The sequence below is a fragment of the Enterococcus sp. DIV1937 genome (assembly GCF_050535975.1).
Lineage (GTDB): Bacteria > Bacillota > Bacilli > Lactobacillales > Enterococcaceae > Enterococcus > Enterococcus faecalis.
Window position 1 is genome coordinate 1,532,096 of the sequence record NZ_CP172909.1, and the last position, 13,300, is coordinate 1,545,395.

10 protein-coding genes are annotated in these 13,300 nt (G+C 35.9%); 1 reads left to right on the forward strand and 9 read right to left on the reverse strand.

Annotation, left to right across the window (positions count from 1 at the left end; genetic code table 11):
- Positions 1-2: 2 nt before the first annotated feature.
- From agaS to IGL13_RS07480, 7 genes are all read right to left on the reverse strand, one after another.
- Positions 3-1,175: an SIS domain-containing protein gene (agaS, locus tag IGL13_RS07450; protein ID WP_002357242.1), complete on the reverse strand. Its 1,173-nt coding sequence runs from the start codon at positions 1,173-1,175 to the stop codon at positions 3-5.
- An 11-nt stretch (positions 1,176-1,186) separates the two neighbouring features.
- Positions 1,187-1,918, reverse strand: coding sequence for a GntR family transcriptional regulator (locus tag IGL13_RS07455; protein ID WP_002360115.1), 732 nt, complete (start codon positions 1,916-1,918; stop codon positions 1,187-1,189).
- Between the two features lie 385 nt (positions 1,919-2,303).
- Complete coding sequence (locus IGL13_RS07460; protein WP_002382420.1) at positions 2,304-3,206, reverse strand: glycosyltransferase family 8 protein; 903 nt, start codon at positions 3,204-3,206, stop codon at positions 2,304-2,306.
- Positions 3,196-4,041 (reverse strand): glycosyltransferase family 8 protein, encoded by an 846-nt coding sequence (locus IGL13_RS07465; protein WP_002401385.1) that lies wholly within the window; start codon positions 4,039-4,041, stop codon positions 3,196-3,198. The genes IGL13_RS07460 and IGL13_RS07465 overlap by 11 nt, the downstream gene beginning before the upstream one ends.
- A gap of 500 nt (positions 4,042-4,541) precedes the next feature.
- Entirely contained in the window at positions 4,542-6,602 is a 2,061-nt protein-coding gene (locus IGL13_RS07470; protein ID WP_002378413.1) for an LTA synthase family protein, read from the reverse strand.
- Positions 6,603-6,643: 41 nt separating this feature from the next.
- On the reverse strand, positions 6,644-8,032 hold the full coding sequence (locus tag IGL13_RS07475; RefSeq protein WP_010711710.1) for an MFS transporter: 1,389 nt from the start codon (positions 8,030-8,032) through the stop codon (positions 6,644-6,646).
- Positions 8,033-8,413: 381 nt separating this feature from the next.
- Positions 8,414-9,268, reverse strand: a complete 855-nt coding sequence (locus IGL13_RS07480) for a LysR family transcriptional regulator (RefSeq protein ID WP_194180177.1) — start codon at positions 9,266-9,268, stop codon at positions 8,414-8,416.
- 391 nt (positions 9,269-9,659) lie between these two features.
- Here IGL13_RS07480 and IGL13_RS07485 point away from each other — a divergent pair, with 391 nt between their 5' ends.
- Complete coding sequence (locus IGL13_RS07485) at positions 9,660-10,490, forward strand: MBL fold metallo-hydrolase (RefSeq protein ID WP_002401387.1); 831 nt, start codon at positions 9,660-9,662, stop codon at positions 10,488-10,490.
- A gap of 147 nt (positions 10,491-10,637) precedes the next feature.
- On the opposite strand, the gene sprE is transcribed toward IGL13_RS07485, so the two are convergent.
- Positions 10,638-11,492, reverse strand: coding sequence for a serine proteinase SprE (gene sprE, locus IGL13_RS07490; RefSeq protein WP_002357230.1), 855 nt, complete (start codon positions 11,490-11,492; stop codon positions 10,638-10,640).
- A gap of 48 nt (positions 11,493-11,540) precedes the next feature.
- Positions 11,541-13,073 carry a M4 family metallopeptidase coccolysin gene (gene gelE, locus IGL13_RS07495; protein WP_002357227.1) on the reverse strand — a complete coding sequence of 511 codons (1,533 nt, stop codon included), beginning with the start codon at positions 13,071-13,073 and terminating at the stop codon, positions 11,541-11,543.
- Positions 13,074-13,300 lie beyond the last annotated feature (227 nt).

Consider the following 13,300-nt stretch of genomic DNA (forward strand, 5'->3'; position numbering starts at 1 on the left):
TATTATTTATAGTCATAAATCGTTACGCCTTTAACCACACGATTCACTGTACCTGTCGGTGAAGGGGTATCCGGTTTATTTCCAACTTTAATAGATGTTAAAAGTGCGACTGTTTGGGCTACCATGATATCTGCTAATGCTAAATAGCCATCAGGTAATAGAGCAGTTTCTGCGGAATATTCAATAGTTGAACCTGAGAAATTACGTTTGCCAGGTTGAGCAATCGCAAAAACACCCGCCGCAATTTCGTCACCGTGAACTTCTTCTAAGATATCCAAATCATAATCTCTTGTGTATGGTGTATTATTAACAAAACCAAACATTATTGTTTTTTCATTAATAAATGATTTTGGTCCATGACGGAAGCCCATAGAAGAGTCAAAAATTGTGGCAACTTTGCCGGCTGTTAGTTCTAAAATTTTCAATTGCGCTTCTCTTGTCAAACCAGCTAAACTTCCAGAACCAACATAAACAATTCGTTCAAAATCAAGGTTAACAATTTCATTTAATTCTTCTTCACGGGATAGCACTTCTTCACCTAATTTAATTAGAGCGGTTACATAATCTTGTTTTTGCTCAAAGGCTGTTTGATCAAAGAGTAGTAATGTACCCAAGGTCATGCAAGAAAAGCTACCAGTCATCGCAAAACCACCATCATTGGAACGTGTTGGCATTAAGAATAAAAAGCTGTTTTCTTCTTTTTGGCTTATTTGTGCCAGTTGTCCTTCTTCGGCACAAGTAATCGCTAAATGATGAATTGTTTCAACCACTTGATTAGCTACTTCAACTGCCGCTAAACTTTCAGGACTATTTCCACTTCTTGCAAACGAAACTAGCAATGTTGGTTCGTCTTTAATCAGATAATCTTCTGGTTTGGCCACAATATCCGTTGTCCCAATACTTTCGAATGAAAAGGCTTGTGTGTCGCCGTGTGCTCGGAGATAAGGTACAACAGTATCACCGACATATTGTGAAGTCCCTGCTCCTGTAAAAATTACTCTTGTGCGTTTTCCTTGCGCTTTAGCTTGGACTTCTTTTAAAAAGTTTTCCAAAGCTGTTTGATTTTCATGATAAAGTGTCACGGTTTCTTGCCAAAGCTCAGGTTGCTGACGAATTTCACGTGTCGTGATTTCCGCTCCTAGTTGTTCTAGTTCTTCTTTTTCTGCTGTAAACATACTTAACTCTCCTAACTATTCCGAATATGGCGTATCTGATAATGAAATTGATCTGCTCGCGCCACACTCAACGTAAATTCAATAATTTCATTTTTCATGTTATATGTCTGGCGTGCTAAATGAAGGACTGGCGCTCCTTCCGGAATCATCAATAATTTGGCATCTTCTTTTGACGCAATGCTAGCGTATAATTCTTCATCAGCTAAACGAACGGTTTGCTTAAAATCTTCCGAAAATAGATCATATAATGGCTTGCTACGTAGTAATTGATCCGTGAGTGATAAGAAAAATTTCACAGGCAAGTATGTGTCTTCAACCATTAATGGCTCGTTATCAGCAATCCGCAACCGACTTAATTTAAAAACTGCCTCTCCTAACGAAAGATTCAAATGCTGACAAATAAATTTATCCGCTTCCAATTTTTCGAAGGATAATATACGGGTATGTGGTTTTCGACCCAGCCCTTTCATTTGTTCTGTAAAACTATATGCGCCAGCTAAATCAGCGGCCTCTTTTTTTATATCTGAAACAAATGTTCCTTTGCCATGACGACGATAGATGGAACCTCTATTTTCTAGTTCTTGTAGCGCTAACCGGACCGTCGTCCGACTCACTCCATATTGTGCAGTCAATTCACGTTCAGAGGGCAACTTGTCATGAGGAATCATGCATGTTTCGATTCGTTCCTGCAGCAAATCAACAAGTTGATGATACAAAGCTTTGTTTTTAAAGGCATTTTCCATAACTTTCTCCTTTACCCTAACTGGTTATAACCACAAACCAATAGTACGGTGGTTTTTTTTATTTTGTCAATAAAAAGTATTAATAAATATCTTCATACCGCTATAACCTTGAAATGATAACGTTTACATTTTTTCATTTTTCTTTATTGTAATATTTTTTTCCTCAAGAAATCATTTTTTTATAAAAAACCACCCTTAAATATGATACCAGTTGCTAGCTTTATTTTAAATAGAAAAAAAAGAGTATGAGACAAAAATCACTTTAGATTTTTGTCTCATACTCAAAATCTGAAAAACAGTTCGATCCCGACTTCTTCGTTTCTATTGTTTGGTTTTGGCAACAACTAACAAGTAACTGATTTTACGAAATCCATGACAATATTCATTATTGAGCATATTCAATCCTTCTGCTAATTTTCGTATAAGATAAATATTGATTGAATGTGTTGACACAACGAAAGGCAGTCCTGTTCGCATATTGATCATAATAACGCTTGGTATACCACTGAAATTCTTTCGTCCAAGGTTTGACATGGCCAGTAAAGTGGATAATGGATGGTGCTCTTCTCGTTTCTTCATATTGTTTTTCTCCATAAATAGTTGGATGTTTTTTCGCTTTTGACAGAATATAACCTTGGGCGTTCCACTTAGGATGCAAAAGGGTCCAACGGTCGTGTAAAACCGCATTCAATGCATCTTGATCATGGAAACGTAATTTATCTGGATTTTCTTCAATAAATCTTAAGACTTTAGTGGTTACATCTAAATTCAACCATTTTTTAACATCGATTAGCAACAAGCCTGAGTTAAAATAACACATAGATTCTGCAGGAATCGCCATTTTTTCCAAACGTTGATGGAACCCTGCATCTTCAACAGCGGCGATGATATTTTCACCTAAATCAACTGTCCATAATTTTGCGACATCATCTAAGGCAATCATGTCACAATCCATATACAACAGCCGTTCGATCTGGCTTCCTCTAAACAGCTCTGGAATAGCAATCCTGTAGTAAGCTGTTTTGGGAATTCGTTCACTGGTTACAACATTTTTGAAAAAATGGGGGTTGATTTTTAAAAATGTTAACTCTGCATTGATTTGGGTATGTTTAATCGTAAAATACAGTAGTTGCTTGCTTTCAAAATTGATATTGTCATCAATCACATAAAAATGAACAGCTGCCGCTGAAGGACTATTTTCTAAAATTGAAACAAACATAGCAGCAAGATGCGGTACAAAGTTGGTATTGCAACAGGAGACAATCGCTAATTCTTTTCTATTTTCCATTTCTTGCACCTACTTTCTTTAACTTGTTTAGATAAAGAGCTGTATAAGGATGATTTTCTAACGTATTCCAAGGTTTATCGTGACCAGTAAAATGAATAATCGCTGGCTCTTGATTTCCCGCTGTATATAATTTTTGATAGGCTTCATTAGGCGCTTCATGACGATTAAAAACTAAAGACGTCTGCATATTCCATCTTGGTTCTAAAGCTAGCCAATCTTCATAAAGAACAGCGTTTAAAGCATCTTGATCATGATAAACTATGCGGTCCCCATTTTCTTCTAGATACTGAATTGTTTTTTGGGTGATTGCTTTCTCGTTCCATCGGTCAATATCAATCATCATGACTCCTGAATTAAAATAATAATCGGCTGAATGGATGCCCAAACGTTTCAAGGCATATGCTTGCCCAGGATCAATAACCGCGCCAATCGTTTGGTTCACTAATGGCGTATCATACAACTGGACAATATCATCTAAAACAAGCGTATCTGCATCTAAATAAAGAACCTTTTTATAGCTATATTTTTGTAAAAGTGACGGTAAAGAAATGCGTAAGTAAGCGGTCGTTGTAATATGATCACTCACTAAAAAATTTTGATAAACTTCTTTGTCTGCTGTTAGAAATTCAACAGTCGCATTTTGTGAGTTACTACTAACCGTTTCTTGGAGTGCTTTTTTGCTAGATAGCGACAGCCCATCATCAATCACATAAAAATGAACAGATCTCTCCGCATGACAATTTTCTAAAACAGTTGTCATCATTACATTCAAATAAGGAGCATAATTTTCGTCTGAAGCTGTCACAATTGGCACAATCTTCTGATTTTTTCTCATCAAAACCACTCTCCTCTTTTATTTTTATAGCTAAGTTCCTATTCAGAATAGGCCCTGAAAAACTTATCTGCAAATCATATGCTCATTATTTTATAATATAATTATAATAAAAATATATTTTATGGCTATAAAATAATTTTGTTTTCCGTTAACAACTATTAAAAAAACAACATTTCTCTTACTTTATCCTCAAAAATACTATTTATTTAATACTTGTTTTACTAATTTTTTTATCTAAAAATTCGCCTGTTGTATTTTCTGTTGATGATAATTTTAAAATGTACAGCGAAACTTAATATAAATTCTAAACTGACTTCTTACTCAATAAAAGAGCGAAAGAGCCTGGGACAAAAATCACTTTGGATTTTTGTTCCAGGCTCAAAACCTGATAAATGGCGAGAACAGAACCTATTCCTTCGAAAATAAACGGCTCTGTTCTGACCTCCTTCACTTCATATATGATTCTCTTTCCCTTCCAAAAATTATCCTTCTTAAATGATCTATGGCGTAGTCGGATAATTTTGGACTGTCGTTTGATTGCCATTTTGACTAAACAAGCTAGTTGATTGTGCATTTTTTTGTTTTTCTACTTCTAAGACTTTGTTTTTTTCAAAAGCCACATAATAGTTGTAGTCCTTTGGTTGCACTTCTTGGAATCCTTGTGGTTTATAAAAACGTAAAAGGTTTTCCTGATTTAATTTGTCAGATAAACTTAACGATTTTTTCACCCAATCGTTATCTTTCGTGACTTCTGCTTTTAAATCTGCTGGAACTTGGTCTAATTTTTTCCCTTGATTATTGTAGATTTCCCCACCTAGATAAGAAAATCGAGGCGTTACAAAATCGCCATTTCTAAAAGGAACCACTTGTTTATATTGAGGAGATAAAAGGTCCGTGCCAAAATGGATATAATTTTTATCATCGACACCTAAAAGATGGTACAGTGTCGGTAAAACGTCAATTTCCCCACCATATTCGTGCATGATTTTCCCTTGCGTATAGCCTGGCATGTAAAACATCAAAGGTACTCTTTGCAATTGCGCATTGTCATAGTTTGTCCACGTTTTTGGATCGCGGTTGAAAGCTTTACATAAGTCCTTGTTGTTCGCATCTGAAATACCGAAGTGGTCACCATAAATAACAAAAATAGAATGATTGTATAAACTTGTTGTTTGCAAGTAATGGAAAAATTGTTCTAGCGATTGATCCAAATAGTGCGCTGTTCGAACATAATCATCCACAATCGAATTGCCTGTGTTCAATTTAGGAAACGGGAAGTTTTGGTCATCCGTATAATAAGGGGTATGATTGGTCACAGTTAAAAACTTCGCATAGAATGGCTGCTGTAAATGTTCAAGCTCACTAGCTGATTCACGCAACAATTGTTTATCTAAAATACCGTAACCTAGCATTTTGTCATCTTTTGAAAAATATGACCGATCAAAAAAGTATTGATATCCTAAGTTTTTATACACATGGTCTCGATTCCAAAAACTCCCCACATTTCCATGGAAAACAGCGGTTGTATAGCCTTTTTGTCCTAAAACTGCGGGAGCCGCTTCGAAAGTATTGTCTGATCCTAATTGTGTAAAAAGAGAGCCTTGCGGTAACCCGAATGTTCCTGTTTCCAACATGTTCTCCGCATCACTCGTTTTTCCTTGCCCTACTTCATGAAAGAAATTATCAAAACTGATTGTCGCTTTGTTTTGATAAAGCTGATTTAAAAACGGTGTAACCTCTTGGCCTTGGACTTTCATATTAATCAAAAATTGTTGAAAACTTTCTAAATGAATCACAAATACATTTTTCCCTTTGGCAATCCCGGCATACTGCGGATTAAGCGGTAAATTGTTTTGCTTGGTAAATTTCATGATTTCAGGTAATTCGTTTGAACTAGCTTCTGCTCTTACCTCATTTGACATGGCTGTTTTGACACCATCGATGGCTGTGAATGCATCCAAGCCAAGATATTTTACAATATAATTACGATCAAAAATTCTTTGAAGCAATTGAGGACGATCGGTTTCGCTTAAAAATAAGTTAACCGAAAAGAGCAAGACACTTAAACAACTAATTGAGATCGCCAATCTTCTGTTGATAGGTTTAGTCATAAAGACTTGATGATTCCGTCGCTGTTTAAAAGAGTAAAATACCAAAACGAGCAGCACTAAAGTATCTAGCCAATAAAAGACATCGTGGACTCTCATTAAGGCAAGTAAATCACCAGAAATCCCTTCTGAAACTTTTGAAAAGCCAAAAACAGATTGGATGGTAATAAAGTCAGTGAATTCACGATAAAAAATAATATTCAAATATAAAATTAATGTATTTAAAACATTTAAAAGAGTTAAGCTAAGCATAAATGTTTTATGCTTTTTAAAATACAAACTAAAACCAAATAATAACAGCGTAGTAGCAACTGGATTGAACCATAAAATTTCTCGCTGGAGACTGCCCTTAACGCCCAATGAGAAATCTAGGTAATACGCCAGAATCGTTTTTGCCCAAAAGAGTAAAACAAAAAATAAAAAGAGTCCTAATCGGTTATTTATTTTTTTCATCTAAGTTTGTCTTCCTTTCCCTTCAAAAAAATCTTGATTTGTTAAAAATAAAACCTAACTCTGCGCAATGACTTTTTCGCTAGCGGAGAATTGGATAAATAACTTAAAAAGATAATCGCAATGGCGCAACATCCAAATAAAAGCCATACGTTTGTAAAAGGTGTTCGAGTAAGCGAACTAGTAATAGGCTTTGTAATTAAAAGACTTGGTAGCGCAACCCCTAAAGAATTGCCAATTTGCTTACATGTCACCGCAATGGCTGCTGCCGTTCCTGACTGAGAAAGTGGCATTCCTTCAATCGCTGTAATGGTAATCGGCGAATTTAACATCCCAAACCCAATGCCTAAAAAGATATAAATAACAAATAAAATAATCATAGGCGTTGTTTTAGTTACAAATAATTGTAAAAAGCTAACAGCCAACATTGAAATACCACAAAGCATAATAGGACGTTTCGTCCCTATTCTCCCTACCATTTCGCCGGCTCTCGGGGCAACAAGAAAACTAACAAAAGCCAAAGGAATGGTTGATAAGCCAGCTTTCAACGGGCTGAAGCCTCTCATCTCTTGCAAATATAGCGTGTTTAAAAATAAATAGCCGTTATATATGATAAAGCCAAAAATAGCTAAAAAAGAAGCCGATGTAAATGGAATAGATAAAAAGAAACGCGGGTTGATTAACGGATTGTCAATGTTATATTCATAAATAAAGAAAATAACAATGGCTAAGCAGCCGATTATCCCAGTACTTAAAATATCTGGCGCGAAAAGCCCTTTTCTAGGTAGTCCGATAATGGAATAGATAGAACTAAATAGAAAAAGAATCATCAATGCTTGACCAACAAAATCATTTTTCGCCGTCTTCTCTACTTTTGACTCAGGTACAAATTTTTGTGTAAGGATGATTGCCGCTGCAATGATCGGTACATTTACAAAAAAGACATACCGCCAGCTAAAATAAGAAACAATTAGTCCGCCAATAATCGGGCCCATGCCTAAGGAAATCCCTGTAACAGAGCCCCACAAGCCAATTGCTTTCGCACGTTCTAACTTTTCGGTAAATACCTGTGTAATAATAGACATTGCTACCGGATTTAACATAGAACCACCAATCCCTTGCAACATGCGAAACGCGATCAATTGCCCTGGGGTTTGCGAAATCCCACATAGGAAAGACGCTAAACCAAAACAGGCTAAGCCCAATTGAAGGACTCGTTTACGGCCAATTCGATCTGCTGTAGACCCAGACAACAATAATAAGGATGCTACCATTAAAGTGTAGCCATCTGTTACCCACTGTAATGTAGACAGATTCGTGTGAAAATCACTTTGAATGGATGGTAACGCCACATTGACAACCGTAACATCCATGGTCACTACAAACAAACTCATGCAACAAGTATACAAAATAACTTTTTTTCTATCGATCATAAAAACAGTCCTTTCTAGCAACTACATAAAACAGGAAAAGCAACAATGACACTTAAACTTCTAACGACACAGTTATCGCAAGTACTCACGTATCAACAGTTCTTTATATTCCTTGCCATTTAGTTATTTTATACTTAAAAAAGTAAATCTTTAGATAGCCAAACTATACACCAGAACCCCTTTAAATTGAACCGTAATAGATACGATTTATCGATTCTTAAGTTATTAAATAATTGAACATTCCGTTCAGAAATATCGAACAGCCCCATAATTGAGCATCTCTTTTAAACAATGAACAACAAAAATAGCCTTATCCGCAGCAGAAGTAAATCTAAGCGAATAAAGCTATTTTTGGTAACTATTCCAAAGTAATTTTAATGGCTAAGTCTCTAGCAACTTTTGTAAAGTTGCCTTGATTTGACCAGGTTGGACAAAAACCGAACTGGAAACATTTCGGTATAAATAAAATTTTTGTTTTCGTTCAATCGGTAAAAAGAAGAGTTTAGAATCAATTTCCTGCAGTTGTTCTTTCCGAAGAGAGATCACCGCATAAACTCCTTTACTTTTTTCAATGAGACGAGTAAGCATCAACGTATCGTAGCAACAAACAAGCGGACTTGTTAATTGCAACATTTCTAGCACACTCTTGGTAGCTTCTAAATGATCTAAGTGATGAGGCAAAAATAGAAATGGATAGTTGGTCAAACAGCTGAAGCCTTCTTCCTCAATTTCTTGTTTAATTTCTCTTGAAACACAAAGATACATTTTTAGTTCAATTAATTGTTCTTTCTTTAAAACTGGACTATTCACATCTGCAGAAGTAATCACAAAATCCAACTCATGATTCTCCAATTTATTCAATAACTCAAACGATGAACCATGGTAACATTCCCAAAAACGATTCAGTTGGTCCTCATTTTCTGTCACTTTATACATCAAGGACGTATTTCCAAAACCTAAACGCATCACTGGATTCTCAATCATTTCATGCAAATTAAGTTTCATTTTCTTGGCCTCGTTTAAAATGATATATACAGATTGGACGATTTTATCACCATAGGAATTTAACGTCAAAGAATTCCCGTTACGGTCAAAAAGTAAATGGCCCAATTCACTTTCCAAATCTTTTAATGACGCACTTAAGGTTGATTTACTAACATGGAGTTCAGAGGCTGCTTTGGAAATACTATTATATTTTGCAATGGTATAAAAATATTCTAATTTTTCAGTAGTCATCTTTTGTCATCCCTTTTATTCAAATTCATTTGCCCACGCAACCTGTTCAAAACACGCCTCACTCTTTATCAATAGCGTAGTTATTTTTGCTCTAACAAGCTATGTCCATCTTGTTATTTTTCTATAACTAATAGTAGATGGATATGAAAGTGCCTTTGGTAAAACTTTTTCTCGGAAATAGCATGAACATTCGCAACAAATTCAGCTTATTAAAAAAGGCGTCTAGCTTTTTCTATTTTACGCAAATTTACTTAAGAAATTCCATTTCAATTCTTCTCTAAAAAAGGTAAGATGGACACAACAAATGTTTCAGTTTCCATGCCCATTTACTTTAAGGTTCAGCGTTATCTACTAAGTATGAAGAATGTCAAAGAAAGGTTAGGTACTCCCAATGAAAATCAACTATTTAGGTACGGGTGCAGCAGAACGGATTCCGGGAATTTTTTGTAATTGTAAATTATGTAAGTACGCTCGAGAGAAAAAAGGACGAGAAATTCGTACACAAACTCAATTAATTATTGATGATGTCCTGCTGATTGATTTTCCAGGGGATTCTTATTTACACCTGTTGCAGTACGACTTGTGTTTTGCAGACTTTGACTCTTTACTAATCTCTCATTGGCATTCCGATCATTTTTACGGCGAGGATTTGGCTTATCGAATGTCTGGTTATGCATTAGATATTCCCAATCGTTTAACTGTTTACGGAAATGAAGCAGTTAAGACGTTTTATCAGCGCTCCTTTGATTTAGAAGGTCGTCAAGACGATACCCGATTACATTATCAGGTTATTCAGCCCTACAAATGTTTTACTATTGCGAACTATACGATTTATCCCCTTCCTGCACAACATGGAAATTTCAGTGAAGATTGTTTTATTTTCGTTATAGACGATGGTAAAGATGCTTTTTTATCCACCCATGATACAGGTTACTTTACGTCAGAAATGTTTGAATATCTTGAAAAGAGCCACTTACTTCTTAGTATTGTTTCTTTAGATTGTACTAGTCAAACAAACGAAACTGGCAATAGTCATATGAATTGGGAAGAAAATTTAAAATTAATTACAGAATTAAAAGAAAGAAAACTCGTCACAGATAAAACGATTTACGTTGCCAACCATTTTTCTCACAATGGCGGCTTGTCATATGCGGAGATGGCGGCTTTATCTCAAAAGCATGAAATCATTACGAGTTATGATGGTTTAGAAATACTAACTTAATCGGATTATTTGCCTTCTTTTCAGCACTATTATATGCTTTTAACCGATAATTACAAGGTACTTTTATCGTAACTTACACTATCTTAAAAAACAAAAATACTCGAGATTTCCCGTGATTCTGGAAATTCCGAGTATTTTTATGGTTCTTTACGCTGCTGGCACAGCGGATAAACGTTTATTTTCTTCTTCATTCACTCGATTGACAATAAAGTTATAATTCACTTCATTTAGTCTTTGACCATGGTTTCCTGTTTGCTTAATGCCGCCATTGGAATGAACACCAACTACTTCAAACTGAGCATTATAGATTGGGGAACCAGATTGACCACCTGTTGTATCGATATCATAAAATAGTAATGGATTTTCTAAGTCTGTAAAGTTAGATGTAAACAAATCATTTTCATGAGACCATTGTGTGTGGTTTTTCTCACCTGGATAGCCTGATATTGTGACATGGGTATCTGAAGATTCAAACTTTTTCAAAACAAATGGCGTTAAAATTTCTCCCAACTCTGGGCCATCTGGACGATCGTTTTGTTTGCTGACAGTCACTACCGCAATATCCGCATTCGGGGAAAAAGCTACATCAATCACTTTGAATTTACCAAATGGTGTCGCACTGCCATCTCGACCTGGATAAAACCAAGCATCATCTTTGGCATTCGGATTTAATACTTTGGCATTCTTAAAACTTTCAGCCACATGATTATTGGTGACAATTGTATTAGTTCCAACAACAAAGCCTGTTCCTAAAGAAATATAGCCTGGTTTACTGGCAGGGGAAATGATTCTTCCGATTGACGCAAAAGGCGCTTCGGTTGTATCTGCCACTTCTTGTCTTCTGTCTTCAGGGTCCAGTAACGATCTTTTTTGTCGTGAATGACTTTCGGCAGGAACGATATACTCTTCTGCATTTGCAGACAAGCTAAAACCGGCGATCAAAGTTACTAAAATCAGAAACAAAAAACCAGCACTAATTTTTCGTATGGAGAACTTTTTCATAAGATTATGCCACTCCTTATCCATTTTTATTTAATTGGGGAATTTTTTTCATTCATTGACCAGAACAGATTCACTTGGTTGGTTTACTTGAATATCCTCTTTAGCTCCGATTCCAGCAGAGTTAAAGGCTGCTGACACCACTGAAGCTGCTTCATCGCCATATTGAACTTTTGCAGCAGCAAGCATCGCATCACGAGCATCACTGAATTGTGCTTTAGGTGTTAAGTAATTTACTAACGAGCTGTAGAAAATAGTCTGTGCTTTTTCAATGCCTAAGTTCTGGATAATGGTGTAACCAATCCGATTAATAATTCCACTATTATAATGAACACCGCCTTGATCATAATAAGGCGTTCCTTTATACCGTGCTCGATCGTCGTATTGAGCCATGGTTTCTGGTTGTCCGTGTTTACTTGGCGTTTGTAAATTTCGAATACCTGTTTTTCGGTCAACACTCTGAGTATCCGCACCAATTTCTGGATTAGATGCACCCGAAATAATATAACCCATCAAATCAGAATAAGATTCATTCAAGGCACCTGATTGTCCTAAATATTCTAAACCGGCAGTATGTTCCGTCACACCATGTGTCATTTCATGACCAACTACATCTAAAGAGGAAGCATACGTTTTTCCTGTTGGTGTACTTGTTTCACCATAACGCATTGCTTTTCCATCCCAAAAAGCATTGTCATAAGCATCTGGATGTTGTTCATCAACAACTGACAAGATGGGCATCCCTCGATCATCAATACTGTGTCGTTGGAAATGATCTTCATAATATGTTTTCACAAATTTTCCATGCGTATAGGCGTCAACAGCATTCTGATTTAATGTCGCTAGTGATGGCGCTTGAATAATAGAATAATTATTTTTGCCATCAACTACTGCATGGTAAACCCCTGTGTTATCCGTTCCGTGTAAAGCAATTCCCGTATTGCTTTTTTCAACTGGTACATTAAACGTTACTTGAAAAGAGTTTTTTAACGTTACTTCACTACCGACATGTTCCGTTAAATCTTGTTTTTCCATAATTGTTCCATCTGTAGCGTTCACTTTATAAACCAATGATACGGGGTCACCAGTTGGTGAAGAAGTTACTCTGACTTTATAAAATAATTGCCCTTCATTATTTACACGTTTGTCAATAGCTAAAAAGACAAGATCTTTATTTTCCGGATTATCAGAAGCAATAATTTTTTTAACTCCTTCTTCACCGATTGCATCAACCGATTGAATTTTCACAACTTGATCAACTGGATTTCCTGTAACACTTGTTACTGCACCGTTTTTATCTAAATGAATAATCACATTATCTGAATCAACAGTAACGCCTTCCGTTTGCTTTTCTAACTTAAGATGCTTCATCCCCCACGCGTCTTCTTTTCGATCTACAACCGTATATTGTTCAGCAGCTGCCTCAGAAATTGCCTCCTTTTCCAACTTCGATAAAACTGTTGAAACTTCACTTTCTGAATAAACTTGTTCTTCTGCGGCTACAAAAAGTGAAGAAAATAGACATGAACTTCCAACAAAGATGCCTGTACCTAAAATGTATAAAATTTTATTTCCCTTCATCAAACAATTAACTCCTTCCCCAGTTTCCTTTTATTTCTTTTCCCAACAAAAGTATTGCTTTATCCTCCCTAATTTTTCCCGTTAAACGACCGCCCCTTTCCCTGCGTAAATATTTGTTGCTATTTTCATTATAGACAACTACCTAACCGGCACTATCTAAATTCCTTAATCAGCCGACATTTTTCCCTGTATTGCCCCTCATAACTCAATACCATAGCAAAAAAGTTGTT